At 62.0% G+C, this 25,314-nt stretch carries 28 protein-coding genes and 1 tRNA gene; 12 read left to right on the top strand and 17 right to left on the bottom strand.

The window, feature by feature from the left end; genetic code table 11:
- The first annotated feature begins 133 nt into the window (after nucleotides 1-133).
- From NKJ28_RS01785 to NKJ28_RS01765, 5 genes are all read left to right on the top strand, one after another.
- Nucleotides 134-1,111 (top strand): Bug family tripartite tricarboxylate transporter substrate binding protein, encoded by a 978-nt coding sequence (locus NKJ28_RS01785; protein WP_352453995.1) that lies wholly within the window; start codon nucleotides 134-136, stop codon nucleotides 1,109-1,111.
- A gap of 158 nt (nucleotides 1,112-1,269) precedes the next feature.
- The gene (locus NKJ28_RS01780) at nucleotides 1,270-1,803 is read left to right on the top strand and encodes a tripartite tricarboxylate transporter TctB family protein (protein WP_352576249.1); all 534 of its coding nucleotides are present in this window, start codon (nucleotides 1,270-1,272) and stop codon (nucleotides 1,801-1,803) included.
- 4 nt (nucleotides 1,804-1,807) lie between these two features.
- Nucleotides 1,808-3,331 (top strand): tripartite tricarboxylate transporter permease, encoded by a 1,524-nt coding sequence (locus NKJ28_RS01775; RefSeq protein WP_352568211.1) that lies wholly within the window; start codon nucleotides 1,808-1,810, stop codon nucleotides 3,329-3,331.
- Nucleotides 3,332-3,346: 15 nt separating this feature from the next.
- Nucleotides 3,347-4,531 carry a CaiB/BaiF CoA transferase family protein gene (locus tag NKJ28_RS01770; RefSeq protein WP_352633734.1) on the top strand — a complete coding sequence of 395 codons (1,185 nt, stop codon included), beginning with the start codon at nucleotides 3,347-3,349 and terminating at the stop codon, nucleotides 4,529-4,531.
- On the top strand, nucleotides 4,528-5,379 hold the full coding sequence (locus tag NKJ28_RS01765) for a citryl-CoA lyase (protein WP_352465928.1): 852 nt from the start codon (nucleotides 4,528-4,530) through the stop codon (nucleotides 5,377-5,379). Before NKJ28_RS01770 ends, NKJ28_RS01765 begins: the two co-directional genes overlap by 4 nt.
- Before the next feature lie 78 nt (nucleotides 5,380-5,457).
- On the opposite strand, the gene NKJ28_RS01760 is transcribed toward NKJ28_RS01765, so the two are convergent.
- From NKJ28_RS01760 to NKJ28_RS01695, 14 genes are all read right to left on the bottom strand, one after another.
- Complete coding sequence (locus NKJ28_RS01760; protein ID WP_352465927.1) at nucleotides 5,458-5,967, bottom strand: NUDIX hydrolase; 510 nt, start codon at nucleotides 5,965-5,967, stop codon at nucleotides 5,458-5,460.
- A 130-nt stretch (nucleotides 5,968-6,097) separates the two neighbouring features.
- On the bottom strand, nucleotides 6,098-6,403 hold the full coding sequence (locus NKJ28_RS01755) for a hypothetical protein (protein WP_023675294.1): 306 nt from the start codon (nucleotides 6,401-6,403) through the stop codon (nucleotides 6,098-6,100).
- Between the two features lie 121 nt (nucleotides 6,404-6,524).
- A complete protein-coding gene (locus NKJ28_RS01750) occupies nucleotides 6,525-7,217 on the bottom strand; it encodes a response regulator transcription factor (RefSeq protein ID WP_023675295.1) in 693 nt (230 codons plus the stop codon).
- Nucleotides 7,214-9,955: a DUF4118 domain-containing protein gene (locus tag NKJ28_RS01745; RefSeq protein ID WP_352588308.1), complete on the bottom strand. Its 2,742-nt coding sequence runs from the start codon at nucleotides 9,953-9,955 to the stop codon at nucleotides 7,214-7,216. Before NKJ28_RS01745 ends, NKJ28_RS01750 begins: the two co-directional genes overlap by 4 nt.
- 53 nt (nucleotides 9,956-10,008) lie before the next feature.
- Nucleotides 10,009-10,578 carry a potassium-transporting ATPase subunit KdpC gene (kdpC, locus tag NKJ28_RS01740; protein WP_023675296.1) on the bottom strand — a complete coding sequence of 190 codons (570 nt, stop codon included), beginning with the start codon at nucleotides 10,576-10,578 and terminating at the stop codon, nucleotides 10,009-10,011.
- A gap of 12 nt (nucleotides 10,579-10,590) precedes the next feature.
- Nucleotides 10,591-12,684 carry a potassium-transporting ATPase subunit KdpB gene (gene kdpB / locus NKJ28_RS01735; protein ID WP_352633731.1) on the bottom strand — a complete coding sequence of 698 codons (2,094 nt, stop codon included), beginning with the start codon at nucleotides 12,682-12,684 and terminating at the stop codon, nucleotides 10,591-10,593.
- Nucleotides 12,681-12,890, bottom strand: coding sequence for a hypothetical protein (locus tag NKJ28_RS01730; RefSeq protein ID WP_352588302.1), 210 nt, complete (start codon nucleotides 12,888-12,890; stop codon nucleotides 12,681-12,683). The genes kdpB and NKJ28_RS01730 overlap by 4 nt, the downstream gene beginning before the upstream one ends.
- A 7-nt stretch (nucleotides 12,891-12,897) precedes the next feature.
- Nucleotides 12,898-14,601, bottom strand: coding sequence for a potassium-transporting ATPase subunit KdpA (kdpA, locus tag NKJ28_RS01725; RefSeq protein ID WP_352588299.1), 1,704 nt, complete (start codon nucleotides 14,599-14,601; stop codon nucleotides 12,898-12,900).
- 25 nt (nucleotides 14,602-14,626) lie between these two features.
- Nucleotides 14,627-14,716, bottom strand: coding sequence for a K(+)-transporting ATPase subunit F (locus tag NKJ28_RS01720; protein WP_352588296.1), 90 nt, complete (start codon nucleotides 14,714-14,716; stop codon nucleotides 14,627-14,629).
- 334 nt (nucleotides 14,717-15,050) lie between these two features.
- On the bottom strand, nucleotides 15,051-16,532 hold the full coding sequence (locus tag NKJ28_RS01715) for a hypothetical protein (RefSeq protein ID WP_352633729.1): 1,482 nt from the start codon (nucleotides 16,530-16,532) through the stop codon (nucleotides 15,051-15,053).
- Between the two features lie 113 nt (nucleotides 16,533-16,645).
- On the bottom strand, nucleotides 16,646-16,828 hold the full coding sequence (locus NKJ28_RS01710; protein WP_254816845.1) for a hypothetical protein: 183 nt from the start codon (nucleotides 16,826-16,828) through the stop codon (nucleotides 16,646-16,648).
- Entirely contained in the window at nucleotides 16,828-17,016 is a 189-nt protein-coding gene (locus NKJ28_RS01705; protein WP_023675302.1) for a DUF3606 domain-containing protein, read from the bottom strand. The genes NKJ28_RS01710 and NKJ28_RS01705 overlap by 1 nt, the downstream gene beginning before the upstream one ends.
- 232 nt (nucleotides 17,017-17,248) lie before the next feature.
- Entirely contained in the window at nucleotides 17,249-17,479 is a 231-nt protein-coding gene (locus tag NKJ28_RS01700) for a hypothetical protein (RefSeq protein ID WP_023675303.1), read from the bottom strand.
- Nucleotides 17,480-17,886: 407 nt separating this feature from the next.
- Nucleotides 17,887-18,321, bottom strand: a complete 435-nt coding sequence (locus NKJ28_RS01695; protein WP_352633726.1) for a DUF3597 domain-containing protein — start codon at nucleotides 18,319-18,321, stop codon at nucleotides 17,887-17,889.
- Between the two features lie 507 nt (nucleotides 18,322-18,828).
- Between NKJ28_RS01695 and NKJ28_RS01690 the strand changes: the two genes are divergently transcribed.
- The 4 genes from NKJ28_RS01690 (at nucleotide 18,829) to NKJ28_RS01675 (ending at nucleotide 21,501) form a co-directional block, all read left to right on the top strand.
- Nucleotides 18,829-19,428, top strand: coding sequence for a YdeI/OmpD-associated family protein (locus NKJ28_RS01690; protein ID WP_352633724.1), 600 nt, complete (start codon nucleotides 18,829-18,831; stop codon nucleotides 19,426-19,428).
- 463 nt (nucleotides 19,429-19,891) lie between these two features.
- Complete coding sequence (locus NKJ28_RS01685) at nucleotides 19,892-20,164, top strand: hypothetical protein (RefSeq protein ID WP_352448287.1); 273 nt, start codon at nucleotides 19,892-19,894, stop codon at nucleotides 20,162-20,164.
- 271 nt (nucleotides 20,165-20,435) lie between these two features.
- Nucleotides 20,436-20,843 (top strand): hypothetical protein, encoded by a 408-nt coding sequence (locus NKJ28_RS01680; protein WP_352448423.1) that lies wholly within the window; start codon nucleotides 20,436-20,438, stop codon nucleotides 20,841-20,843.
- Nucleotides 20,844-21,225: 382 nt separating this feature from the next.
- Nucleotides 21,226-21,501: an Arm DNA-binding domain-containing protein gene (locus NKJ28_RS01675; protein WP_352633722.1), complete on the top strand. Its 276-nt coding sequence runs from the start codon at nucleotides 21,226-21,228 to the stop codon at nucleotides 21,499-21,501.
- Between the two features lie 111 nt (nucleotides 21,502-21,612).
- Here NKJ28_RS01675 and NKJ28_RS01670 read toward each other — a convergent pair whose 3' ends face one another.
- Together NKJ28_RS01670 and NKJ28_RS01665 are read right to left on the bottom strand one after the other, a co-directional pair.
- The gene (locus NKJ28_RS01670) at nucleotides 21,613-21,918 is read right to left on the bottom strand and encodes a hypothetical protein (RefSeq protein ID WP_352448285.1); all 306 of its coding nucleotides are present in this window, start codon (nucleotides 21,916-21,918) and stop codon (nucleotides 21,613-21,615) included.
- A 296-nt stretch (nucleotides 21,919-22,214) separates the two neighbouring features.
- Nucleotides 22,215-22,304 (bottom strand) — tRNA-Ser (locus tag NKJ28_RS01665).
- Nucleotides 22,305-22,731: 427 nt separating this feature from the next.
- Between NKJ28_RS01665 and NKJ28_RS01660 the strand changes: the two genes are divergently transcribed.
- The 3 genes from NKJ28_RS01660 to NKJ28_RS01650 all read left to right on the top strand — a co-directional run bounded on the left by NKJ28_RS01660 (nucleotide 22,732) and on the right by NKJ28_RS01650 (nucleotide 24,988).
- Nucleotides 22,732-23,055 (top strand): hypothetical protein, encoded by a 324-nt coding sequence (locus tag NKJ28_RS01660; RefSeq protein WP_352633720.1) that lies wholly within the window; start codon nucleotides 22,732-22,734, stop codon nucleotides 23,053-23,055.
- 65 nt (nucleotides 23,056-23,120) lie between these two features.
- Nucleotides 23,121-23,783: a peptide-methionine (S)-S-oxide reductase MsrA gene (gene msrA, locus NKJ28_RS01655; protein WP_352633718.1), complete on the top strand. Its 663-nt coding sequence runs from the start codon at nucleotides 23,121-23,123 to the stop codon at nucleotides 23,781-23,783.
- Between the two features lie 215 nt (nucleotides 23,784-23,998).
- Nucleotides 23,999-24,988 (top strand): BMP family lipoprotein, encoded by a 990-nt coding sequence (locus NKJ28_RS01650; protein WP_292657345.1) that lies wholly within the window; start codon nucleotides 23,999-24,001, stop codon nucleotides 24,986-24,988.
- An 84-nt stretch (nucleotides 24,989-25,072) separates the two neighbouring features.
- Here the strand turns inward: NKJ28_RS01650 and NKJ28_RS01645 are convergent, their stop codons facing one another.
- A complete protein-coding gene (locus NKJ28_RS01645) occupies nucleotides 25,073-25,282 on the bottom strand; it encodes a SlyX family protein (protein ID WP_031211352.1) in 210 nt (69 codons plus the stop codon).
- Nucleotides 25,283-25,314: the final 32 nt, after the last annotated feature.

Raw genomic sequence — 25,314 nt, 5'->3', positions numbered from 1 at the left:
ATTGTGCCGCATGCGGCGTGTTCTGTCTTTGACAGGAAGACGCAAACTCTGCATGAATTTTATCGAGCGGGTCTGAAGTCAGGCCACGTTTCTGGCAGGCACCGGAGGAGGTGTCGCGATTTGGAGGAATCCCATGCTGAACAGACGCCGATTCTTGATGAGCACCGCGGCAGCAGGTGCTGCCGGACTCGCGGCATCGCATTTTATCCCCGCCTTCGCGCAGGACGCGCCGCAGCTGCAGATTTTCGTGCCAGCGGCGCCAGGCGGCGGCTGGGACCAGACGGCGCGCGCCATGGACCAGGTGCTGCGCAGCGAAAAACTGATTTCCGGCTCGCAGATCACCAATGTCGGCGGCGCCGGCGGTACTGTCGGCCTGCCGCAATTCGTCAACCAGTGGAAGGGCAAGGGCAATGCGCTGATGGTGGCTGGCATGGTCATGGTCGGCGCGATCATCGCCAACAAGGCGGCTAACAACCTTACCGAGGTCACGCCAATCGCCCGCCTTACTGGCGAGTTCGAGGCGCTTGTGGTGCCGGCCGCCTCGCCATTCAAGACTGCGGCCGACTTTGTTGCCGCCCTCAAAGCCGACCCGACGCAGGTTCCGGTCGCCGGCGGTTCGGCTGGCGGCTCGGACCACATCTTGTTCGGCCTCATCGCCAAGACCGTCGGTGTTCCGGCCACCAATCTCTCCTATGTGCCGTTTGCCGGCGGCGGCGAGGCGCTCTCGGCGCTGCTCGGCAACCAGGTCGCGGCCGGCATCTCCGGCTATGGCGAGTTCGCCGAACAGGTCAAGGCGGGTGCGCTGCGGCTGCTGGCCATCTCCGCGGACAAACGCCAGGAGGGAATCGATGCGCCGACGATGAAGGAAGCCGGCATCGATGTCGAGCTGTTCAACTGGCGCGGCGTCTTCGCACCGCCCGGCGTCTCGGACGCCGACAAGGCAGCAATGATCAAGCTGATCGAGACCATGGCCAAGAGCGACGCCTGGGCCACCGAATGCAAGAACCGCAACTGGACGCAGATCCTGCTCACCGGTGACGATTATGCGAAATTCGTCGCCGAAGACACGGCCCGCATCGGGACGATCCTCAAGGACCTCGGTCTAGCGTGATGCTCTCGGCAAGGGGTGGCAGCCTGCGCCAACCCTTGCCGACTTTCGCCAGCCGCATGGACATACGCGGCGCCGGAGGTGAAACTACGCCGAGATCGGCCGAGTGAGACCGGTCCAAGGAGAACCGGCCCCAAGGGACCGACATTGGGAGGACGATGATGAGCACCAGCGACCAGCCGGCGCCGCCGCGCCTTGCAGTACCCGAACTGCTGATCGGCGTCGGGCTCCTCGCCTGTGCCGGTGCGGTTGCCTGGCAGACGCTGGCAATCCCGGTGTCGCCGCTCTATTCCAAGGTCGGTCCGACCGTCTTTCCCTACATCACCATGACCGGGATGGTGATCCTGTCGCTGCTGCTCATCATTGCCGCCTTGCGGGGCGGCTGGCAGCCGGAGGACGAAAAGGAGACGCCGACCGACTGGAAGGCGATGGGCATCGCCGCCCTCGGACTGATCGCCAACCTGGTGCTGATCCAGCCGCTCGGCTTTACCGCGGCATCTGTCATCATGTTCGTTCTCATCTGCCACGGTTTCGGCAGCCGGCGTCCGCTGCGTGACGTGCTGCTCGGGCTGATCCTGGCGCTGGCCGCCTATTTCGGCTTTGCCAGGGCGCTTGGCGTCAATATCGGTGCCGGCTTCATCGAAAACCAGCTGAACGCGACCGTCGATTCGATCGTTGCCATGCTGAGGGGCTGACGCCATGGAAACGCTTGGCCATCTCGCGCACGGATTTTCGGTCGCCTTCTCGCCGATCAATCTCATATGGTGCCTGGTCGGCACCACGCTGGGGACTGCCATCGGCGTGCTGCCCGGCCTCGGGCCGGCACTGACCATCGCGCTGCTGTTGCCGATCACCTATCAGGTGGCGCCGGAGGCATCCTTCATCCTGTTTGCCGGCATCTACTACGGCGCCATGTATGGCGGCTCGACGACATCGATCCTGCTCAACACGCCTGGCGAAAGCGCCACCATCGTCACCGCGCTGGAAGGCAACCGGATGGCCCGCTCCGGCCGTGGCGGTGCGGCCCTGGCGACCTCGGCGATCGGCTCCTTCGTCGCCGGCACGCTGGGCACGATCGGCGTTGCCTTCCTGGCGCCGATCGTCGTCAAATTCGCGCTGGCCTTCGGCCCGGCCGAATATTTCTCGCTGATGGTGCTGGCCTTCATCACGGTTTCGGCAGTGCTCGGCTCGTCGTCGGTGCGCGGCCTGACCAGCCTGTTCGTCGGCTTCGTCGTCGGCATGATAGGCGTCGACCTGCAGACGGGGCAGCCGCGCTTCACCTTCGGCACGAGCGAATTGCTCGACGGCGTCGACGTCATCGTCGTCGCCGTTGGCCTGTTCGCCGTTGGCGAGACGCTTTACATGGCCTCGCGCCGTTATGCCGGTAAGGACGATATCGTGCCGTTGAAAGGGTCGCTCTATATGACCGCGGCCGAATGGTCGCGCTCGTGGAGGCCATGGCTGCGCGGCGCCCTGATCGGCTTCCCGATAGGCGCCATGCCGGCCGGCGGCGCCGAAATCCCGACCTTCCTGTCCTATGCGATCGAGAAGAAACTCTCCAGACACAAGGAGGAGTTCGGCACCGTCGGCGCCATCGAGGGCGTTGCCGGGCCGGAGGCCGCCAACAATGCATCCGCGGCCGGCGTGCTGGTGCCGATGCTGACGCTCGGCCTGCCGACCTCGGCGACGGCCGCGATCATGCTGTCGGCGTTCCAGAGCTACGGTATCAATCCGGGGCCGCTGCTGCTGACGACACAGGCCGACCTGGTGTGGGGGCTGATCGCCAGCCTGTTCATCGCCAATTTCATCCTCGTCGTCCTCAACCTGCCGCTGATCGGGCTCTGGGTGCGATTGCTGAAGATCCCGGCCCCGCAACTCTATGCCGGCATCCTGGTGTTCGCCACGGTTGGCACTTACGGCATCTCGCAATCGCCGATCGACCTCGTCATCCTCTATCTGCTCGGTGCCGCCGGCTTTCTGATGCGGCGTTTCGATTTCCCGACCGCGCCCGTCATCATCGGCATGATTCTCGGGCCGCTTGCCGAAACGCAGTTCCGCCGCGCGATGACCATCTCCAACGGCGATTGGACGGTGTTCTACAAGCATCCGCTGTCGCTGACGCTGCTGACGCTGGCCTTCATCGGGCTGGTTGGACCGCATATCTGGGCCTACATCGAGCACAGACGCATGCGTGGACCGGAGCACGTGCCGGGCGATGCCTGAGCTGTTCGTGACGTCATGACAGACCTGCTTTCCGGCATCCGCATCCTTGACCTGACCAATGTGCTGGCCGGCCCCTATTGCGCCTACCAGCTGGCGTTGCTCGGGGCCGACGTCATCAAGGTCGAGACGCCGCAAGGCGGTGATCTGGCGCGCCAGCTCGGCGCCTCGCCGGAGCTCAACCGGGCGGGCATGGGCGCTTCGTTCCTGGCGCAGAATGCCGGCAAACGCTCGGTGGCGCTCGATCTCAAGCAGGAGGCCGGCCGCGAACGCTTCCTCGATCTGGTCGCTTCGGCCGACGCGCTGGTCGAGAATTTCCGCCCCGGCGTAATGGACCGGCTGGGGCTTGGCCATGCCAGGCTGAAGGAGGTCCGGCCAAGCCTTGTCTATTGTGCGATATCGGGCTTCGGCCAGACCGGGCCGATGCGCGACAATCCAGCCTACGACCAGATCATCCAGGGTCTTTCCGGGATTATGAGCATCACCGGTACACCGGAAACGGCGCCGCTGCGTGTCGGCTATCCGGTTGCCGATACGCTTGGCGGGCTGGTCGGGGCGTTCGCCATTACCGCCGCATTGGTCAAGCAGAAGACGACAGGCGAGGGCGCGTTCCTGGACGTGTCGATGCTCGAATGCACGCTTTCTGCGCTCGGCTGGCCGGTGTCGAACTATCTGACGGCGGACGTCGAGCCGCAGCCGATGGGCAATGAAAACATGACGGCCGCACCGTCTGGCGCGTTTCGCACCGGCGACGGCTTGCTCAACATCGCAGCCAACAAGCAGGAGCAGTTCATCGCGCTGTGCCGATTGATCGGCCGGCCGGAGCTGGCCTCGGATGTCCGCTTTGCCGAGCGAGAAACGCGCAAGCAGAACCGCATTGCATTGAAAGCGCTGATCGAGGATGCCTTGGCGAGCGGCTCGGCCGCCGCCTGGGAGGAGACGTTCAATCGCGCCGGCGTGCCGGCAGGCCGGGTGCTGACAATCCCGCAGATACTGCAGGAGCAACAGGTGATCGAGCGCGGCATGACGGCGCGCTTCCAGGCTGTGTCCGGAATGGACAAGCCGCTGACCGTGGTGCGCGGCGGCTTCATGGTCGATGGCAAGGCACCTTTGCCGAGCAGGCCGCCGCCGGGGCTGGGCGAGCATATGGACGAGGTTTTTGCCGACCTGCCGCCACGCGCCAGGAAAAGAGCGAAGGCATGAGCGGAACGCAAAACAAGACTGGTCGCGCGCGCGGCGAGGAATGGTGGCAGACCGGCATCATCGAGATGCGCCCCGGCGTCATCCGGCTGCGCGGCTATGAAATCCAGGATCTGATCGGTCGCGTCAGCTTTCCGGCAATGATCTGGCTCATGCTGCGCGGCGAAACGCCAAGCGAGGAGCAGGCGGCGCTGCTTGGCATCGCGCTGGGTGCTGCCGTCGACCATGGGCCGCAGGCGCCGTCGATCGCCATCGCCCGTATGGCGATCACCTGCGGCGTCGGCATCAACAGCGCCATGGCATCAGCCGTCAACGTGCTTGGCGATGTGCATGGCGGCGCCGGCGAACAGGCGCTTTCCTTCTACGGAGACATCGCTGCCGAACTGGACGCCGGCATGCCGCTTGCGGACGCCGTGTCGGCGCGGCTCGATCGTTTCCTTGCCGGGGAAAACGGTTATGTGCCCGGGCTCGGCCATCGTTTCCATCCGGTCGACCCGCGGGCGCCCCGCCTCATCGAGCTAACCCGCGACTTTGCCGCGCGCGGCATCGTCAGCGGGCGCTTCGCCGATATCGCCGAGGCGATCGAGGCCGAGGTGGCGCGGCGCAAGGGCAAAAAAATCCCGCTCAATATCGACGGCGCCACGGCCGTCATCTACGGCGAGCTCGGCTTTCCGCCGCCGCTGACGCGCGGCCTTTTCGTGCTGTCGCGCTCGGTCGGCATCCTCGCACATGCGTGGGAACAGTCGCAGGAAAGCGACCGCAACAAGGGGCCGCTGCCGCGCGAATGGCTGTGGGCCTATACCGGCACGCCGGCGCGGCCTCTGCCCGAGGAAGACGATGGCAGTCAGTGAGGCATCGGTTCAAGAGACGGCGGCGGCGGGCGCTGGAACCAATTCCATCCCGACACAGTCGGGGCAGGCCTCCATCTTCTATTGAGCGGGATCTTTTCCGAACGCCGGACCCTGCTTTTTGGGATTATGCTCCAGCTCGGCAATCCTGATGTTCCTCACCAGCGTCGAAAGATCCGGCTCGTCGATGAGCAACGCCGCGTCGGCTGGTGCCAGCCACGCACGCTGACGCCTCTTGGATTCCTGCCAGTCGGCAAGTTCCTCGGTTACCTCCAGCAAATAGACGACGACGTCGACACGGACGAAGCGGTTCGCCAGCCGCTTCCAGTAGCAATAGGTGCCGGCCGGCTGTTTCAGTGTCTTGCCGAGAACGCCGGCTTCTTCCTGTGCTTCGATGGTGGCCGCCTTGCGGCCGCTCTTGCCCTTCATCGGCCAGCCCTTCGGCACAATAAAGCGCCTTGTCGTTCGCGATGTGACCAGCATCACCTCGACTTCGCCATGCTCGTTCAGCCGAAACGGAATCGCCGCGACCTGGCGAATCCGGTCGCCCTCCCTTGCCTTGCGTACGACCTTCTTCTTGCTGGCTGCCATTCGATAATCCAGTCGAGGCGGTGCCCAAACGGCAAGGGCAGCGTTGCAAAGTCGGCCGCTTTCAATGGGGCGCAAGCGGAGCGGTTTCCACAATATATAAGTCGGCTAAATAAATGGAAAGGGCCGGTCGTCAGCGGCAGGTGCTGACAAAGCCGCTCCCCGACGGCAGCAACTGGCAAGTTGGCCTCATCTGCGGCACCTCCTGCCGTTGCGGTGTTGGGATTTGGCGATCCTGGGCACGGTACTGCTGTTGCTGCTGCTGGTATTGCTGCCGCCGCAGCCTGTTCTCCAACATCTGCAACTGGTCTTGCTGGATCAACACGTTGCGGTCGGCGGGACTGACGACCTGTGCCGATGCAGCAGGATTTACGCCCGACAGCATCGCCGCGGTCAGCATTGCCGACCCTAAAAACGTCAATAGACGAAGCCGTGACATCCATTCATTCCCGCACAAAACCGATCTTTCCTTAATATAGGGCTTTTGTCCGACGACACCATGGCCGCCGCTGATTTGAAGCGGATTGGAAGAGGCATTTCGGCTTCGGATGCTCCTCGCGTCAATCGACTTCGCGCAGCCGGTATCCGACGCCGGTCTCGGTCGTGATATAGCGGGGCTGGTCGGGCGTCTTCTCAATCTTTAGCCTGAGTTGCCGGACATAGACTCTGAGATATTGAACGTCGGTGGAATCGCCCCAGACCTGCTTCAGCAGGAACTGGTGGGTGAGAACCTTGCCGGCGTGCTGCACCAAGGTGCGAAGAATGTCGTATTCCTTCGGCGAGAGCTTTATCTCCTTGTCCTCGACCTTGACGACGCGCTTCACCAGATCGACGGAGAGGTCGCCGGTTTGGAACACCGGTCTCTCACCCTGCTGCTGAAACTTGTGGCGAAGCGCTACGCGGATGCGTGCGACAAGCTCGTTCATACCGAACGGCTTGGTGACATAGTCGTCGGCGCCGAGTTCGAGGGCGGACACGATGCCGGCCTCATCAGTGCGGCTGGAAAGAATAACCACGGGAATGTCCAGGCCATCATCCCGCCATTTGCGCAGCAAATCATGGCCGCTCATGCCGGGGAGGCCGAGATCGAGCAGGACAAGGTCCGGCTTTTCCGTCTCGATGAGTTCAATCGCCGCCCTGGCGTTCGGCGCCTCGCTGATCGCGTAGCCTTGGCTGCCAAGCCCGACGCGAAGCAGTTTCCGGATCGGCGGTTCATCGTCGACCACCAATATCCTGACGTCCAGGCTCGTCATGCCAGATCGTCCATATTTTGATGGCCCGCATCGGGTTCGCCGAGGTTGGGCAGTTCCGCCGGCACCAGTTGCATCCTGATGGTGAAAACCGCCCCCGAGCGGTCGGACCTGTTTGCCGCCGAGAGCGTCCCGCCCATCGCTTCGATGAAGCCGCGGCAAATCGACAGGCCGAGCCCCGTGCCGGCACGCACCTGGTCACCCTTGCGCACACGGTAGAAAGTGTCGAAAACGCGCTCTAGATCCGCTGGCGGAATGCCTGGTCCCTCATCCATGATCTGCAGGATGACGAAGCCGTTGTCGGCCCAGGCTTGCAGGCGGATCGTCGAACCTGGCGGCGCGTATTTTGCAGCATTGTCGAGGAGGTTGAACAGCACCTGTTCGAACAGAACGGGGTCGACCCGCAACATCGGCAGATCCGATGGAATGTCGATCTCGGTCTTATGCTCGCCGACGATTTTGCGGGCCCGATACAGAGCTGAACCGACAATGTCGCCGAGATAGTGAAACGCATAGTTCGGCTCCATCGTGCCGGATTCGATCTTGGTCATATCGAGCAGATTGGCAATGAAGCGGTTAAGCCTCTCCGCTTCATCGAGCACGGTCGACAGCAGTTCCGTCCGGTCCTGCTCGGGAAGTGCGGCCTCGAAGTCCCTGAGTGTTCCGGCCGCGCCCATGATGGCGGCAAGTGGCGTCTTCAAATCGTGGGAAATGGAGGTGAGCAAGGCCGAGCGCAGACGGTCTGCCTCGGCCGCGAGCTTGGCCCGGTCAACATCGGCGACGAGCTGGATGCGCTCGATGGCGACCGCCGCCTGGTCGGCGAGCGCATCGAGCAGACGCTGCTGCTCGGGTGTCAGCAGCGGACCTTGCTTGTCGTTGTCGAGGCCGACAACGCCCACCGCCGTGCGTCCGGTCCGCAAGGGCAGATAGAGGCGCTTTGCTCCGGGCAGCGTGTCGGCGCCGCGCCCGGCGGCGCGGTTATGCTCCCAGGCCCAGCGGGCTGCTGCGATGTCGGCCTCGGCCAGCGTGTCGTCGGGTGGGTAGCCGGCTTTGACCGCAATTGTGCCGTTCTCCGGCAGAAGCAGCACCACGCGCAGCTTCAGCATCGAGGCGATCTGGAAGGCAGTCGCCCAGAGAACGTCATCAAGCGTCCCAGCGCCGGCGAGCTTCTTTGAGAAGAGATAAATATCTTCTGTGGCGCGTGCCCGCGAGCGCGCAGCGACCGCCTGACGCTGCACGCGCGCTGTTAGATTGCTGGCAATGACCGCAACAACCAGGAAGACAGCCAGCGCAACGATGCTCTCCGGATCCTCGATCGTCAGCGTGTAGCGTGGTTCCAGGAAGAAATAGTTGAAGGCAATGGCGCTGATGAGGCAGGCATACAAAGCCGGCCAGAGACCGCCGGTCACCGCCGACGTCAGGACCCCAATGAGAAAGATGATCGCCAGATTGCGGACGTCGAGAAACTGGTCGAGAAGAACGGCGAAGGCGAGCGAGCCAACAACATAGGCCGTGGCCCTGAGATAGGGCCAGATCTCGAACTGCCACTGCTCGTCCGCCGCCTTGACGGTCCTCGACGTCGCCTCGGCGTTGCGTTCGTTTCCCGAAATGACATGGACGCTGATGTCGCCGGCATTGCGGATGAGATCGTAAGTGAGCGAGCCTTCGATCAATTCCCGCCAGCGCGATCGGGTCGGCCTGCCGATCACGATATGGGTGAAGTTGTTCGCCGTCGCATGCCGAACGATGTCTTGCGCGACGTTCTGACCCGGAATGGTCGTCACCTCGGCACCGAGCTGCTCGGCAAGGCGCAGCTGCGTCGCCAGCCGATCCTTGTCCTCCTCGGGCATGGCCGCTGAATGAGGGGTATCGACATGAAGCGCCGTCCAAGGGGCGCGGAGCCGGTCGGCCAACCTCCGCGCATAGCGTACACGGGCCGCCCCGCCCGGACGCGCATCGACGCAGACGAGAACCCTTTCCCCCGCCGCCCAAGGCCCGGGTATCGCGTGGGCCTGCATGTGGGTCAGCAACTGCTCGTCGACCCGCTGGGCAGTGCGGCGGAGCGCCAATTCCCGGAGCGCCGTCAGATTGCCCGGCGAGAAATAGTTCTCGATGGCGCGCTGGGCGGTGCTGGGGATGTAGACCTTGCCTTCCTCAAGCCGCTTGATCAGATCGTCGGGGGTGAGGTCGATGATCTCGATGTCGTCGGCCTGGTCGATTATGGAGTCGGGGACAGTTTCCCGCACCCTGACGCGGGTGATCTGCGCCACGACATCGTTCAGGCTCTCGACGTGCTGGATATTCAGCGTCGTGTAGACATCGATGCCGTGCGTCAGGATTTCCTGGACGTCGAGATAGCGCTTGGGGTGACGGCTGCCGGCGACGTTGGTGTGGGCGAGTTCGTCGACCAGAACTAGGGCCGGGTGCCGGGCGAGGATGGCGTCGAGATTCATCTCCTCAAGGATCCGCCCCTTGTAATCGATCTCAAGGCGAGGAATGACCTCGTAGCCTTCGACCAGCGTCTGGGTTTCCTTGCGGCCGTGCGTCTCGACGATGCCGATCACCACGTCGACCCCGTCGGCCAGCCTGGCGCGGCCCGACATCAGCATCTCGTAGGTCTTGCCGACACCGGGGGCGGCGCCGAGAAATATCCTCAGGCGACCGCGCTCCTCCCGCTCGGCATGCTCGAGCAGCGCGTCGGGAGAGGGCCTGGTTTCGGCGGTGCGGCTGTCGTCTGGCATAAGGGTCAATCATGAACGGCGCCGGCTTCGGTGTCGATCCCGGCGCCGGTCCTTCACTGTTTCATCGCATCGTCCAGCGCAAGGTTGAGGGCCAGCACATTGACCACCGCCTCGCCGATGAATCCCAATTCGCGATCTTCGACATGGCTGTCGACAAGCGATTTGATCCTGGATTCATCGACGCCCCTGGCCTTGGCCACCCTGGCAACCTGAAAATAGGCCGCATCGGGGCTGATATGCGGATCGAGGCCGCTGCCGGACGTGGTGACCAGATTCATCGGTACCGGCTGGCTCGGGTTTTCGGCTCTCAGCTTTTCGGCGTCGCTCTTGATCCTGTCGATGAGCTTCGGGTTGGTCGGGCCGAGATTCGAGCCGCCCGAGGCGGCGGCATTGTAGCCGTCGCCGGCAGCCGACGGGCGGCCATGGAAGTAGCGGTCGCTTTCGAAAGCCTGGCCGATCAGCTCGGAACCGACGAGCTTGCCGTCCTTCTCGATCAGGCTGCCATTGGCCTGGCGCGAAAACAGCGCCTGGGCAATGCCGGTCATGCCGATCGGATAGACCAAACCCGTCAGAATGGTGAAGAAGACGATCATGACGATCGCGGGCCTGATTTGATTGAGCATCGACGTGGTTCCTTAGGCGAGACCGAGAGCGGTGATGGCCATGTCGATCATCTTGATGCCGACGAAGGGCACTACGACGCCGCCAAGGCCATAGACAATGAGATTGCGGCTGAGCAGCGCACCGGCGCCGACCGCGCGGTATTTGACGCCCCTCAGCGACAGCGGGATCAGCGCAATGATGATCAGCGCGTTGAAGATGATGGCCGAGAGGATAGCGCTCTGCGGCGTCGCCAGATGCATGACATTGAGCGCTTGCAGCGGCCCGGCGGTCTGGCCCGGGGCGATGTAGAAGACGGCGAATATTGCCGGGATGATGGCAAAATACTTGGCCACGTCGTTGGCGATGGAGAAGGTGGTCAGCGAGCCACGCGTCATCAGGAGCGCCTTGCCGATTTCGACGATCTCGATCAGCTTGGTCGGATCGCTGTCGAGATCGACCATGTTGCCGGCCTCGCGCGCCGCGACCGTGCCGGTGTTCATGGCAACGCCGACATCGGCCTGCGCAAGGGCCGGCGCATCGTTGGTGCCATCGCCGCACATCGCGACCAGTTTGCCTTTGGCCTGCTCGTCGCGGATCAGCTTCAACTTGTCCTCGGGCGTCGCCTGGGCAAGGAAGTCGTCGACGCCGGCTTCCGCCGCGATCGCCGCCGCGGTCATCGGATTATCGCCGGTGATCATCACCGTGCGGATGCCTATGCGGCGCAATTCGGCAAAGCGTTCTGCGATGCCGCCCTTGACGATGTCCTTCAGATGGACGACGCCGAGCAGGCGCCCGTCGCGCTCTACCGCGAGTGGAGTGCCACCCGATTTGGCGATCTCGTCGGCGATCGCCTGAAGGTCGCGGACGGTGTCGCTGCCGGGGCGCGTACTGCCTGTGGCAACGGTCGAGAGGTTGACGTGGGCAAGTACCGCATCGACTGCGCCCTTGCGGACCGAGGAGCCTTCCAGATCGACACCGCTCATGCGGGTTTGCGCGGTGAAGGGCACGAAAGTCGCATGCAGACTTGCCATGTCGCGGGCGCGGATGGCGTATTTTTCCTTCGCCAGGACGACGATCGAGCGGCCTTCCGGCGTTTCGTCGGCAAGCGAGGCAAGCTGAGCCGCGTCGGCCAGTTCCTGTTCGGTGACGCCCTTGACCGGACGAAATGCCGTCGCCTGACGGTTGCCCAGCGTGATGGTTCCGGTCTTGTCGAGCAGCAGCGTGTCGACATCGCCGGCCGCCTCGACGGCGCGGCCCGACATGGCGAGCACGTTGAAGCGCACCAGGCGGTCCATGCCGGCAATGCCGATAGCCGACAGCAGGGCGCCAATTGTGGTCGGAATCAGGGTAACGAACAGGGCGACCAGCACGGTCACCGAGATATAGCCGCCCGAATACGAGGCGAAGCTCGGGATCGTCGCCGTCGCCAGCACGAAGATCAGCGTCATGCCGACGAGCAGGATGTTGAGCGCGATCTCGTTGGGTGTCTTCTGGCGCTCGGCGCCCTCGACCAGCGAGATCATGCGGTCGAGGAACGTATGACCGGCAGCCGCAGTGATGCGCACGCGGATCCAGTCGGACAAGACCTGCGTGCCGCCAGTCACCGCCGAACGATCGCCTCCGGATTCGCGGATGACCGGTGCGGATTCGCCGGTGATGGCCGCCTCGTTGACCGATGCTACGCCTTCGACCACCTCGCCGTCCGAGGGGATGATGTCGCCGGCTTCGACAAGCACGATGTCGCCGACCTTCAGGCTGGTGCCGGGCACCAGTTTGAACTTGCGGCGGTCGCCGCCGTTCAACAGCTTGGCCTGCGTCTCGGTGCGCGCCCGACGCAGCGAGTCAGCTTGCGCCTTGCCGCGGCCTTCGGCCACCGCTTCGGCGAAATTGGCGAAGAGCACGGTGAACCACAGCCAGATGATGATCTGCAGCGTGAAGCCAAGATCGCCGCCGCTGGTAACGAGATCCTTGACGAACAGCACGGTGGTGAGCGCCGAGACGACGGCGACGACAAACATTACCGGGTTTCGCATCAAGGTGCGCGGGTTCAGTTTTCTGAAGGAATCGCCGATAGCGGGCCACAGAATGCGGGTATCCATGATGCTCACGGATTTCGACGGGCTCATTTGGTAGCTCCAGTGTCGATGTTGTTGACCGGTCGATCGTGTGCCGAACGAAGGTGCGGCGGCCCGTAAGCCAGCAGCCAGATCATGATCAAGGCTGCCGCAATAGCGAGGAATGTGGACAGCGTCGGGAAAGGAGGAGGCGTTTTCTCCCCCTCCGGCTCGGGGCGATGCCGGACCTTTCGAGGCATGATCTCGAACCAGGGCATCGTCGTTTCAGAATGTCTGACCGTGAATCATCGCCAGGTGCTCGACGATCGGTCCGACCGCCAGGGCCGGGAAGAAGGTCAGGCCGCCGACGATCAGGATGACACCGGCCAGCAGCCCGACGAACAGCGGACCGTCGGTCGGGAAGGTGCCGGCGGAGGCAGGGACGGTCTTCTTCGCAACCAGCGAGCCAGCAATCGCCAACGCCGGAATAATGACCAGGAACCGGCCCATCAGCATGCCGATGCCGAGCGTTACGTTGTACCAGGGCGTGTTGCCGCTGAGGCCGCCAAAGGCGGAGCCATTGTTCGCCGCGGCCGAGGTGTAGGCATAGAGAACCTCGGAGAAGCCGTGCGGGCCGGCATTGGCGATGGAAGCAACGCCGGTCGGCAGCACCACCGCGATAGCGGTGAAGATCAGCATTGCAAGCGGCAGGCAGAGCACGGCCAGCATAGCCATCTTGACCTCCTTGGCCTCGATCTTCTTGCCGAGATATTCGGGCGTGCGTCCGACCATCAGCCCGGCGACGAAAACGGCAATGACGATGAACATCAGGATACCGTAGAAGCCGGCGCCGACGCCGCCGACAATGACCTCGCCGAGCTGCATGTTGATGATGGGGATCATGCCGCCGAGTGCGGTGAAGCTGTCATGCATGGCGTTGACCGCGCCGCAGGATGCGGCCGTGGTGATGACGGCAAACAGTGCCGACAGGGCGATGCCGAAGCGGCTCTCCTTGCCCTCCATGTTGCCGCCGTCGACGCCCAGCGCATGGACGAGCGGATTGCCGGCGGCTTCCGCCCAGTAGCAGACGGCAACGCCGGCGATGAACAGCACGCCCATAGCCGACAGAATTGCCCAGCCCTGGCGCTGGTTGCCTACCATGCGGCCGAAGACATTGGTCAACGCCGCGCCGAGGGCGAAGATCGTCACCATCTGGATCAGGTTGGAGATTGCATCGGGATTTTCGAAGGGATGCGCTGCATTGGCGTTGAAGAAACCGCCGCCATTGGTGCCGAGCATCTTGACGGCAACCTGGGAAGCGACCGGCCCGACCGCGATAGTCTGTTGCGCGCCTTCGAGCGTCGTCGCGTTGACGTAGGCAGCGAGCGTCTGCGGCATGCCGAGATAGACATAGACCAGAGTCAACACGATGCAAAAGGGCAAAAGCAGGTAGAGCGTGCCGCGGGTCATATCGACCCAGAAATTGCCGATCGATTTGCCTGAGGCCCTGGCAAAGCCGCGGATCAGTGCGACCGCAATGGCGATCCCGGTCGCCGCCGACAGAAAATTCTGCACGGTCAAGCCGGCCATCTGCACGAGATAGGACATCGTGCTTTCGCCGCCGTAGTTCTGCCAGTTGGTGTTGGTCATGAAGCTGGCGGCGGTGTTGAAGGCCAGCCCAGGTTCGACGGCGGTCATGCCGGCCGGATTGTAGGGCAGGCCGCCTTGCAGCCGTTGCAGCGAATAGAGCACCAGGAAGCCGGCCAGGTTAAAGAACAGCAGGGCCGCCGCATAGGAGGTCCAGTGCTGCTCCTCGCGCTCGCTGGTCCCTGATATGCGGTAGAGCCCGCGCTCGAGCGGGGCCAGAATTGACGACAGGAATGTGCGCTCGCCGCTGAAAACGCGATGCATGTAGCCGCCGAGCGGCTTGGCCAGCAGAACGACGATCCCGCAATAGACGAGGATCTGCAGCCATCCGTTGATTGTCATGGGGTTGGCTCCTTGCCAGCGGAGATCAGAAGCGTTCCGGGCGAACGAGGGCGTATGTCAGGTAGGCGAGAAGAAACAAGGTCACGGCGCCGCCGAGGATATAGTCTAAAAGCATGTTGCGATCCCCTAAACTTACAGCTTGTCGCAAGCTTTGATGTAGCCGAAGCATAGAGCAAAGAACGCGATTCCAATCGCGACAACAACTATGTCCACCGCGCGTTTTCCTTATGTTGTATTTGTTTGTTTACTTTAACAAACTATCCAAACCCGTCGCCGCATCATATCGGCGGCTGGATACACCGCTCCTGTGAATATGGATCAAAGTGCCATAAAGGTTCGAGACGGGACGCGGAGCAAAGAAATCAAAATCCCATAAGGATTTCGCCGCCTCGGCGCTGGCCGAAGCTTCAGGGGGGGAAGTGCGCACCGGCGCGCGAAGCTGCCGGGGCTCAGTCCGCGCGGGTGTAGATCACCGCGTAATCGTCCGCATACGCCCGCTTCCAGCCCAGTTCGTCGAAGAACGGAATGCGGCTGTCGTCGGCGGTCAACAATGCCCAGCCTATCGTATATTTGTCGAGTTGGGCTTTCAGGATCGGCTTGCCCCGGCTGTGCCCCGTCTGCTCATCCGTTTCCGTAAAGCCATTCAGGAAGAGCTGATCCGCGCGGCCGTCGATAAACGTCCTGATGCCGTGGAAAATCAGCGTGCCGCCGAAATCGTAGGAGTTCAGCAGATTGCCCGACAGATTATGGGTTTGGGCAAAGGCCAGTGCGTCCCTCGCCGAGGTCTTCTGGCTCGGCGCGACCGGATAGGTCGTGAAGGCGGCAGCCGCCAAAACCAGCAAAACGGCAAGTCCAGCACAAATCCTGGAAAATTGCCGTGCGAAAAATTGTTCAAGTCCGTCACGCTTTTCCGCCGCCCATTTCTCGGCTGAAAGCGCTGGATATTGTTGCGCGACCTCGACGGCAAGGACCACCGGCACGAGAAGAAAGAACAGGTACATGAACCGTATGTGGGTGAGATAGACGTGCAACGTGAAGACAAGGAACAGCGCCTTGGCCCAGCCAATGCGCAATCTCGACACGAGCAGCCCGAAAAACGCCACCAGCAGGGCCACCTCCTGGAGGGTGTGCCGCGAGGCGTCGAAGGGTTGCCACTCCGCAATGTAAGGCACCGCCTCATTGCCATAGGCCACGGTGAATGTGGCGAGTATGGCCTTGACGCCATAGGGATTGAGCAGGCTGACCAGCGGGCAAAGCAGCCCGAAAACGATCCACTTGGCCAGCAGCCAGGGGTTCGACAAGCGTGTGCGCGTGACGAGATCGAGGCCGGCGAAGGCGGCGATGACGAAACCGAAGGTGAAGGTGGCATGGAGATTGGCCCACAGGCAAAGCAGCGCCAGCAGCCATAAGGGCGGTGCTTTCTCGTTGCGTGCGGCCTGGAAAAGACCGGCGGTCCAGACGACGATGATGGGCAAGGTAAAGATGTGCGGCCGGGCGACATAGACTGGCCCGATCAAGAGCGCGAGAACCAGCGTCAGTCCTATCGCCAGCGTCGGCTTCAACCACGCGCTGAGATACCACGACGTCAAAAAGACCGTCAGCGCGATTATTGCAGTCGCCAGCAGCACCACGCCGTTCCAGCCGCCGGCTTCAAAGGCAATTGCAAGGAGAACCTGGCTAAGCCATTCCTTGGCGATCCATGGCTGGCCGGCAAAAGTATAGGAATAGATGTCGACGGTGGGGAATGTGCGGCTTGCCAGCATATCCATGCCGATCTTGATGTGCCACCAGCTATCAGGATCCTGCAGGAGGGAGGTGGCAAAGGCGAGGAGCGCCGCCGCCATCACGACCGCCGCCAGCAGGCAAAACATCGGCCTCACATGCCGTATGTCGTCTATCGACGGCCTCGCCTCACCAGATATCCCGCGCATATGGCATCCCTGAGCCGCGATAGCGGAAGGGATAGGCCGAATTTGTTAGAAAACCGATAAGCTGCAGGATTGCGGCCACAACCCTGTGCCGCGCGTCCAACCGGCTCGGCGGCTCAGCCCTCGGCCTTGAAGTTCTTGGCTTCCTTCTCGACCTTCGGGCTGTCCTTGCCGTGCTTGCGCATCAGATCCTTCGCCTGCTTCGGCGAAACGTCGGTGGTTTCGGCCAGGCGCAGAGCCTCCTTTTCGTCCGGATCGCGCGTCTTGCGGTCGGCCATTGCGGTTTTCTTGTCAGCCATTACGACGCTCTTATGCTTTCGGCGATTTCGTTCAGCACCTTGCGGTCGGTGCCGTGGCGCTTGATCAGCGTGCGTGCCTGATCCGGGGTGATGCCCGCTTCCTCGGCGAAGTGACGTACCTCGTAGTCTTCGCCGCCCGCCATTCGTGAGCGGTCGCGACTGTCGGTCTTGGTTTTGTCGTCGGCCATGGCAGCTCTCCTCATCTCGACGAGAGCATAACGGGCAAGATTTCAGCGAGTTCCTTCGAGCGTGTCGCCCAGTTGCCTGCCCTCGGGCATGACCGGGCATGCGCGGCGGTTTGCTCAAAGCAGGGGCTTGGCGTCAGGCCGGCCTTCGCGCACAAACAGGCTGGCCTCTTTGGCGGCGCTGCCAACCGCCCGCCACTGCTCCTGGGCGCAGCCTGGTATTCGTTCCGGATTGCTAATGGGAGCGATGGTCGAACACGACGCCCATGGTCCTACCAACGGCCGTCATGACGATAAGCTCGACCAGATCGTCGTCACTGTTGCCGCAGGCCGGGGCCGTCCTGCGAACGATGTCCAGCATCGCCCTCGTCGATATGGTGTCGCCGGCACCGAACCGTGAAAGCGCAGATGAAACAAGCTCTTGGGCCGTCAAGTCGGCGACGGTCACCCGCTGCACCACGTTCATTGGCTTCCTCCCACCATGAACCCTCTCCCGGGAGAATGATACGCCGAACGTCGCGTTTCGCCAGCGAAATGGTGGTCCTACCAGCGCGTGGGCAGCGACCGAAATCGTCGGTTTTGCGGGAGGCAATCCGGGCGCGAGGCGGCAGCGCTTTTGTGCCATGCGACTTCGCCATAGACCCAATCCCGGCGGCCGGGATCGGTCTCAATTTTATTTACTGGCAGTCTGATGCTTGGCAGTGTGGTCTGCTCGGTTGCGGCCGAAGCCAGCGCAGCAAGAACCACGGTGCGGGCAGGACCGGGACGGTTCGTCGTTTCACGGAAACGCCGAACCGGTCTGTCTTTTTGTTTGACGCAATTCCGGACGGAAAACCGTTCACACGTTTTCCTGGAATTGCTTGTCTTGTGACTCTAGGCGGCCAGGTCGCTCGGAAGCTTGCCGCCATTCTCGGCCAGCTTTTTCATCAGTGCGTCATGCAGCCACAGATTCATCGTTACAGTGTCGTTCATATCGCCGGTGTAGTTCAGCTCGTGGGCAAGCTCCTTGCGGGCGCCGAGGCTGCTGTCGATATTCAGAGCCTTCATCAGGTCGACGATCGAATTCTTCCAGTTGAGTTTCTGCCCCTTCGCGGCCACCGCCTTGTCGAGAATGGCAGCGATGTCCGGGGCAGAGGACGGCGCGGCCGGCGCGGCCGGAGCCGGGGTTGCAGCCGGGGCGGATCGGGTAGGCGCCGTCGGCTGGGTGGCCGTGCTCGAAGCAGGCGCGGGAGACGGTTGCGCCGGCGGCGCTTCGGCCGCAACCGCGCTTCCGAAAATCGCACCTTTGATACTGTCGAAAATGCCCATTGCTATCTCCTGTGTTGCCTTGACGGTCGGTGAGGCGACCGGTGCCGAATGCCGCATTGAGCGCCCTGGTTGTACGGGACCACGAACATGGCTGAAGGGCAACTCCGAACTGGCCGAAAGGTAAAGGCTTGGTTGCGCTGAAAAATCGGCCGATACGGCAACAGTTCGGGCCGTACACAGCTCGAGAGACCGTCAAGTGCAATGGATGACGGCCGGAATTGAGGGCTCTCGGCACGCATCGGGCTAAATTAGAAGTTGCAAATAGATATGCGGATGCCGAGCGGTTCCATACCAGTAAAATCAGTGTCGGTGGCTAATGGAGGCATTGGAGCGGTACGAGGAGGGAGACGCTCTTGATGATGAAAGTAGAAAGATCGTCTAGGTTTCGTATTCGCATCGTTGAGAGGAGCGAACCATGATCCTAGTTGTCGGAGCTGAGATGACCGTGCGCGCGGCATGCAAGCGGCTTGGCATCGTTACGCGCGTGCGTCACGGGCGGACAGTCTGATGGCGCCGGTCAAGGTCGACCCCGCCAAGGTGCGCGAGTTCAGGGATGCCGAAAGCTTCCATGCCTGGCTTGGCGAGCATCACGACAGCGAGGACGAAGTCTGGATCAAGATCCATAAGCTCGATTCGGGACTGCCGTCGATCACTCCGAAGCAAGCCATCGACGTGGCGTTGTGCTGGGGCTGGATCGATGCGGTGCGCAAGGCCTTGGACGGCAAAAGCTACCTGCAGCGCTACACCCCGCGCGGCAAGAAGAGCACCTGGAGCCAGATCAATGTCGACAATGTCGCCCGGCTGATCGAGGAGGGCCGGATGACCGAGCACGGGCTGAGGCAGGTCGATGCGGCCAAGGCCGACGGCCGCTGGGCGCGCGCCTACAAGAGCGGCAAGGAGATGAAGATCCCCGACGACCTCCAGGCGGCAATAGACACCGAGCCCAGGGCGAAAGAGATGCTGGCAAAGCTCAGCGGGCAAAACCGCTTCGCGCTAGCCTTCCGCACCCACAACATGAAAACCGAAGCCGGACGCAAGAAGAAGATCGCGGCGTTCGTGGAGATGCTGAAGCGCGGCGAGACCATCTATCCGCAGGGCAGAAAGTGACATCTGACGAGGCGTGCCGGCGCTGCGTCTTGTACTTGTCCCTACCGGCGAGCCCCGAACGCGGCCGGATCGCTGCTCAAGCCCACCTTCGATCCTGGCGATGTCGCAGACGATTGTTTTCGGCGAGCGTCGCCTGCCATTCCGACACCATCTCTCATTCGTTTAATCGATGCACGAACAAAGCTCCGTCCCCACAGTCGCAATAAGTATATTAGCAGGCGCTGTTATGAGGTTTTTGCCCATTCAGGAGCCGACTGGCACGTGGGCCGTGCTTGATGCGACCGTGGATGTGCCTGCGGATTTCGCTGGCAGTTGCCTTATCGGCTTGCCGCGGGAGCGGGCGGAGTGGCTCGCAGCAAGAGCCAATCGAGATGCTGCAAAAGGCACTTCGATTTGCCGGTTGTCAGTTGCCGGGCCAACACAAGCCGCGGTTCTTAGACTTAGACCGATAGGAGAGACTTCGATGATGCACGAACAGGTAATGGAAGCTGCGTTGGCAGCCAGGAACCAGGAAGTGGATATTTGTGGTGTCTTCGACATCACCAACAAAACCGATGCGCCAATTGGCTCTCGCCGATTGGGCGAGGCTATCCACTTTGTCGCCAATGCACCTATCGTTGGCTATGATGTTCACGCCGCCGTCATCAGATATGGCCCACTCGGAACCCCCAGCCTCAGAGCAACAGATTGCGAACAGCTGTGGGAGAAGTTTGGCGAGGCCCTGCTGCAACACTGACGGGCAGACCTTTGGCGCGTATGGGCACCACCATCGCGCAGGACAGTTCGCTAGCGAGAACGACATCGAAGCCTGGCCGGTGATGTTGCAATTAAATTAGCGTAAGCGCATATTTTTTGCCGGCTGGACTCGCAACCGGCTAGGCCCGGCGACCGGTCGCCAACGGGCTGTCAGGCCGGCAACACATGCTTCCGCAGGCCCGACGGTCCCTTGGCAAGATCGCCGGAACCACAGCATGATGCGGCGGCAAAACGGGTTTGGGAGAAATAGCATGCCTAAAGTTTCGGAGCTCTTTTTCAAGACAGCCATCGTCTTTCTTATTCTGGGAATTGCAGCTGGCCTGCAGATGGCAATTTCAGGCGATCACGGCGCGTTTCCGGCTCACGCGCACATCAACCTGCTGGGGTGGGTCACCAGTGCGATATTCGGCGGCTATTATGCGCTGAATCCGGCGAAGGCTGCCCGCAGGAGCGCCATGATCCACTACGGCGTCTACAATCTCGGCTTGGTCGTGATGCTGCCGGCGCTTTACCTGATGCTGCAAGGAAACCCGGCGCTCGAGCCGATCGTCGCCACCGGCTCAATGATTGTCGCTGTCGCCGTGCTGATCTTTGCCTTCGTGGTTTTCTCCGCCGAAACAGAGCGCTCGGTCTCGGGAATACAAGCGGTCCCGCGCTAGACGGGGCGGCGATGGCGCCGAGTCGACCAAGCCCGTGCTTCTGGTGAAGCGCGGGCCGATTGGTTGTAGGCTGATCTGAGGTAAGGGTGCGGCGAAGATGAAAGCCGCTCCGTAGCCTTCGCGCGCCCTCTGCCTGCCCCAAGATACCTGCACCGCAGCGGCAGTAGCCGTCCAGCGTCCCTTTAGGCTGGCGAACCGGTGAGATTTATCTGGCGGAGAGAGCGGCAGCCAGTCGGCTGTTCGTCTGCGGCCAATGACGTCCAATAACGCTTTGAAATCAAGTCGTTAATTTTTCAGTTCGTCCAACGACATTCATTGCCGTCCAACAAAATCGCCGATACAATGTGGGTGAAAATGTGGGGTGGGGTGAGTTGGGCGGACGATGCAAAAATCGGGAAAGCACCCGGACAAGGCGCTAAGCGCGATCGAGGTGCGGCAGGCTAAGACTCCGGGACGATATGCCGATGGCAATGGCCTTTACCCCGTCGTGGACCCGTCGGGAGCGAAGCGTTGGCTCCTCCGGATCATCGTCCAAGGCAGGCGTAGAGACATCGGATTGGGCGGCACGTCGATCATCTCGCTCGCCGATGCACGAGAAACCGCGCTAGCTTACCGCAAGAAGAGCCCAAATTTCGTGCGCGCAAACCGGATTCGATGACAAAATTTGCAGGCCGCGAACGCAAAATTCTACCCGCGCGAAGCACTATCAGAGGCAAAAATCAGCATGCAGAACAGCCAAAAATCGCTGCGCGGGCCCAAAGTGTCCCCTCTATTTGATCGTCAATCGACCGGTTAAATGCAACAATAGAAACAGCGCAAAGGACACAGTAACGGCAGCGAGAACTGCGATGCACGCCTTTCTTTCGGTCGGCTTGGCGTATCGCATCAGTATCAAGAGACCAAAAATGGAAGCCAGCGGAATCAGGTATTGCCTGACTAATTCGGGCTCCGCAATCCAAGCTCCGGGTACATCGTAGCGGAACATGTGCCAGATCAGTGAAGCAGTCAGTGCCGCATGCATCAATGCCAGCAGCCCAAGTACAGCGATGGCAATCCACTTCAGTATCGTCACCATCTTTCGCTCCCCACAGGATCGGGCGACAGGTCAACACGCCCACCAAAATCAAAGCCTCTCCACACACCCGCCAACGTCGCCGTCGTCCCCGTAGTGACAGGACCATCCGGCCCCAGACTCACATAGTTGGAGGGGCGCTCAACTTCGCTCCACAATGAAGCGCTCTTGCTAGAGATAGCGTCCAGAGAAAGCCTGTGACAGCCATTTTAATCCACACAATTATGTGGGGCAAAAAGTGGGTCAAATACTGCGAGCCATGAAATTTATTAGGTATTTCAGCAATTTGGCGAGGCAACTGGCGGAGAGAGCGGGATTCGAACCCGCGTTACGGTCTCCCGTAAACACACTTTCCAGGCGTGCGCCTTCAACCACTCGGCCACCTCTCCATCCTTTAGCATTTTCGCCGCGGCCGGTTTCGCCGCGCGGGTTGGGGAGATGCCTCTCCTGTGGGATTCCGGCCGGAATTCCGGCCGTGGGCGCCGTCAACCAGCGGATACCCTTTCCCCGCACCCGAGCCGTCAAAGCAACAGGCGCGGGGCTCATCTAGTCGATCCGGTGCCGAATGCCAAGACATAACGGCAGTCTATTCGCTTTGCCGGATACGGATGCTCAGCCCATGCCGCTGGGGCACCCGTTCGGAGCCTATCGAAACGATCGGCGGAGGTTGTGCTTGCCGTCCGGCGCACCACCGGTTCCGGCGAACCGGCGGTCGCGGGTTCAACTTCACGTGTCGCGATTGCGGATAAAGCGCGCAGGTCCTATTTAACAGTCCGACACGACATTCTGATAAACTCCTGGGGAGGAAGGGTCCGGATGTTCCGCTTCGTCTTTCGTCTCGCTGCAATGGTCGCGCTTTCGGTTTCGGTCATCATGGCCGTGCTCGATGCGACCCGCTCGGTGGCGGCTTCGGCGCTGGTGATGACCCCGCTCAACACCAGCTGGCTCGCTGTCTCGCCGGATACGCGCAGCGCCTTCGAAAGCTTCGTCCGCGATAAGATCAACCCGCTGCTGTGGGACGGTGCCATCGCCTGGGTGCTCAGCCAGCCCGGCTTTGCCGTGTTCGCGGTCCTGGCGTTCATTCTTTTTGCCATCGGTTACAGGCGGCAGCGCCCCAGCGGGCGGTTCGCCGCAACCTGACATTTCCAGCCTGACCCGGTGTTCCGTACCGGGGAGGCTCAACCAAGAAGAAAAGGAACCCACACATGTTTCTCAGCGACATGCTGAACAAGAAGCTCAACCTGCCGAAACCCTCCGAGGCGTTGCCCGGCCGCGACCGGCCGATCCCGACCGCATCGAAGCACTTTGTCTCGAACAGGCCGCTCAAGGGTCCTTATCCCGAAGGGATGGAAACGGCGATGTTCGGCCTGGGCTGCTTCTGGGGCGCCGAGCGCCTGTTCTGGCAAGTCAAGGGCGTCTGGGTCACGGCGGCCGGCTATGCCGGCGGCGTCACGCCCAACCCGACCTATCAGGAAACCTGCACGGGGCTCACCGGCCATGCCGAAGTCGTACTCGTCGTCTACGACCCCAAGATCGTGTCTTATGCCGAGCTCTTGAAGCTGTTCTGGGAAAGCCACGACCCGACACAAGGCATGCGCCAGGGCAATGATGTCGGCACCACTTACCGCTCGGCGATCTATACGCTCAACGACGCTCAACACCAGGCTGCGATCGCCTCGCGCGACGCCTACGAGGGTTCGCTGCGCGGCGCCGGACGCGGCAAGATCACCACGGAGATCGCGCCGGCGCCGGAATTCTACTTCGCCGAGGAAGACCACCAGCAATATCTGGCGAAGAACCCCTACGGCTATTGCGGCCTGCAGGGAACCGGCGTCTCCTGCGCCATTCCGGCCGCCGTCTCCGCCTGATTTTATGCTCCTGACGCAAGGAATATGCTGTGGCGCCGCGATGCGGCGCCATGCTTTTCCAAAGGGTCAAAATTCCACGTGAATTTTGTTTCGGGCCGTGCCAGATTGACCCGAAGCGGGAGGAAGACACTCCTGCCTGACGCCGCATGCCTGCCGGAGAACCGGGCCGGCATGCGGTGCATAATGGACAAATAACCGACAGGGGTGTGGATCACATGAAACGTATCGTTCTCGGCCTCATGGCCGCAGCTGCAATGGTTCTTCCGGCCTTCGCCGCGGACATTCAACCCGCGATCCTCTATGATCTCGGCGGCAAGTTCGACAAGTCGTTCAACGAGGCGTCGTTCCACGGCGCTGAAAAGTTCAAGACCGAGACCGGCATCCCCTATGTGGAATTCGAGGTCAGCAACGCCACCCAGCGCGAGCAGGCGCTGCGCCGTTTCGCCGAGGACGGTCGCAACCCCATCGTCATGGCGGGCTTCTCGTGGGCTGACGCGCTTGACAAGATCGCCACCGAGTTCCCCGACACCAAATTCGCCATCATCGACATGGTCGTTGACAAGCCCAATGTCCGCTCGCTGGTCTATAAGGAGCAGGAAGGCTCCTACCTCGTCGGCGTGATGGCGGCGATGGCTTCCAAGACCAAGAAGGTCGGCTTCGTCGGCGGCATGGACATTCCGCTGATCCGCAGGTTCGGCTGCGGCTATGTCGGCGGCGCAAAGGCGGCCGGCGCCACCGACGTCATCCAGAACATGACCGGCGATACGCCCGCAGCCTGGAACGATCCGGCCAAGGGCGGCGAGATCGCCAAGACGCAGATCGACCAGGGCGCCGACGTGGTCTACGCGGCGGCAGGCGGCACCGGTGTCGGCGTGCTGCAGGCAGCGGCCGACGCCGGCAAGCTCGGCATCGGCGTCGATTCCAACCAGAACGGCCTGCAGCCCGGCAAGGTGCTGACCTCCATGGTCAAGCGCGTCGACGTTGCCGTCTACAACACCTTCATGGATGCCAAGGACGGCAAGTTCACGGCCGGCGTCAACGATCTCGGCCTCAAGGAAGGCGGCGTCGACTACGCAATGGACGACAACAACAAGGCGCTTGTCGACGATGCGATGAAGGCGGCGGTCGAAAAGGCCAAGGCCGACATCATAGCCGGCACCATCAAGGTGCACGACTATATGTCGGACAATGCCTGCCCGTATTGATCGATTGCCGTTATTGATCGACTGGCACCGCTGAACTGACGAGCCGCCGGGTGAAAGCCCGGCGGTTTTGTCTTATCGGCCCGCTCACCAGTGTGGCGGCTTGGTCACCGGCACGTCGGGCGCGGCCTGTTCCTCCAGCGCCAGGAAGCGCTCGGCCAGCGCGTCGAGCTTGCGCTGCATGCGCTCGATCACCTTCCACTGCTCGGCGATCTGGCCGGACAGTTCCTCGATGGTCTTCTCCTGCTCGGCGGCGCGGATTTCCAGCGTCGTCAGCCGGTCCTCGGGCATGGTCATTTGAAATCCTCGATCAGGCGATTGTGCAGGCT

Source organism: Mesorhizobium sp. M0145 (assembly GCF_040322355.1).
Classification (GTDB): domain Bacteria; phylum Pseudomonadota; class Alphaproteobacteria; order Rhizobiales; family Rhizobiaceae; genus Mesorhizobium.
This window is presented reverse-complemented; position numbering and strand designations above follow the sequence as displayed.

Bases quoted from the DNA above. Each gene is read 5' to 3' on its own strand.
- NKJ28_RS01780 (WP_352576249.1), top strand. From the start codon at position 1,270: ATGAGCACCAGCGACCAGCCGGCGCCGCCGCGCCTTGCAGTACCCGAA.
- NKJ28_RS01690 (WP_352633724.1), top strand. From the start codon at position 18,829: ATGGCGCCGGTCAAGGTCGACCCCGCCAAGGTGCGCGAGTTCAGGGAT.
- NKJ28_RS01750 (WP_023675295.1), bottom strand. From the start codon at position 7,217: ATGACGAGCCTGGACGTCAGGATATTGGTGGTCGACGATGAACCGCCG.
- NKJ28_RS01765 (WP_352465928.1), top strand. From the start codon at position 4,528: ATGAGCGGAACGCAAAACAAGACTGGTCGCGCGCGCGGCGAGGAATGG.
- NKJ28_RS01710 (WP_254816845.1), bottom strand. From the start codon at position 16,828: ATGGCTGACAAGAAAACCGCAATGGCCGACCGCAAGACGCGCGATCCG.
- kdpA (WP_352588299.1), bottom strand. From the start codon at position 14,601: ATGACAATCAACGGATGGCTGCAGATCCTCGTCTATTGCGGGATCGTC.
- NKJ28_RS01685 (WP_352448287.1), top strand. From the start codon at position 19,892: ATGATGCACGAACAGGTAATGGAAGCTGCGTTGGCAGCCAGGAACCAG.
- kdpC (WP_023675296.1), bottom strand. From the start codon at position 10,578: ATGCTCAATCAAATCAGGCCCGCGATCGTCATGATCGTCTTCTTCACC.
- NKJ28_RS01715 (WP_352633729.1), bottom strand. From the start codon at position 16,532: ATGCGCGGGATATCTGGTGAGGCGAGGCCGTCGATAGACGACATACGG.
- kdpB (WP_352633731.1), bottom strand. From the start codon at position 12,684: ATGAGCCCGTCGAAATCCGTGAGCATCATGGATACCCGCATTCTGTGG.
- NKJ28_RS01645 (WP_031211352.1), bottom strand. From the start codon at position 25,282: ATGACCATGCCCGAGGACCGGCTGACGACGCTGGAAATCCGCGCCGCC.
- NKJ28_RS01775 (WP_352568211.1), top strand. From the start codon at position 1,808: ATGGAAACGCTTGGCCATCTCGCGCACGGATTTTCGGTCGCCTTCTCG.
- NKJ28_RS01755 (WP_023675294.1), bottom strand. From the start codon at position 6,403: ATGTCACGGCTTCGTCTATTGACGTTTTTAGGGTCGGCAATGCTGACC.
- NKJ28_RS01745 (WP_352588308.1), bottom strand. From the start codon at position 9,955: ATGCCAGACGACAGCCGCACCGCCGAAACCAGGCCCTCTCCCGACGCG.
- NKJ28_RS01660 (WP_352633720.1), top strand. From the start codon at position 22,732: ATGTTCCGCTTCGTCTTTCGTCTCGCTGCAATGGTCGCGCTTTCGGTT.
- NKJ28_RS01705 (WP_023675302.1), bottom strand. From the start codon at position 17,016: ATGGCCGACGACAAAACCAAGACCGACAGTCGCGACCGCTCACGAATG.
- NKJ28_RS01760 (WP_352465927.1), bottom strand. From the start codon at position 5,967: ATGGCAGCCAGCAAGAAGAAGGTCGTACGCAAGGCAAGGGAGGGCGAC.
- NKJ28_RS01700 (WP_023675303.1), bottom strand. From the start codon at position 17,479: ATGAACGTGGTGCAGCGGGTGACCGTCGCCGACTTGACGGCCCAAGAG.
- NKJ28_RS01650 (WP_292657345.1), top strand. From the start codon at position 23,999: ATGAAACGTATCGTTCTCGGCCTCATGGCCGCAGCTGCAATGGTTCTT.
- NKJ28_RS01730 (WP_352588302.1), bottom strand. From the start codon at position 12,890: ATGCCCTGGTTCGAGATCATGCCTCGAAAGGTCCGGCATCGCCCCGAG.
- NKJ28_RS01770 (WP_352633734.1), top strand. From the start codon at position 3,347: ATGACAGACCTGCTTTCCGGCATCCGCATCCTTGACCTGACCAATGTG.
- NKJ28_RS01785 (WP_352453995.1), top strand. From the start codon at position 134: ATGCTGAACAGACGCCGATTCTTGATGAGCACCGCGGCAGCAGGTGCT.
- NKJ28_RS01675 (WP_352633722.1), top strand. From the start codon at position 21,226: ATGCAAAAATCGGGAAAGCACCCGGACAAGGCGCTAAGCGCGATCGAG.
- NKJ28_RS01720 (WP_352588296.1), bottom strand. From the start codon at position 14,716: ATGCTTTTAGACTATATCCTCGGCGGCGCCGTGACCTTGTTTCTTCTC.
- NKJ28_RS01695 (WP_352633726.1), bottom strand. From the start codon at position 18,321: ATGGGCATTTTCGACAGTATCAAAGGTGCGATTTTCGGAAGCGCGGTT.
- msrA (WP_352633718.1), top strand. From the start codon at position 23,121: ATGTTTCTCAGCGACATGCTGAACAAGAAGCTCAACCTGCCGAAACCC.
- NKJ28_RS01680 (WP_352448423.1), top strand. From the start codon at position 20,436: ATGCCTAAAGTTTCGGAGCTCTTTTTCAAGACAGCCATCGTCTTTCTT.
- NKJ28_RS01670 (WP_352448285.1), bottom strand. From the start codon at position 21,918: ATGGTGACGATACTGAAGTGGATTGCCATCGCTGTACTTGGGCTGCTG.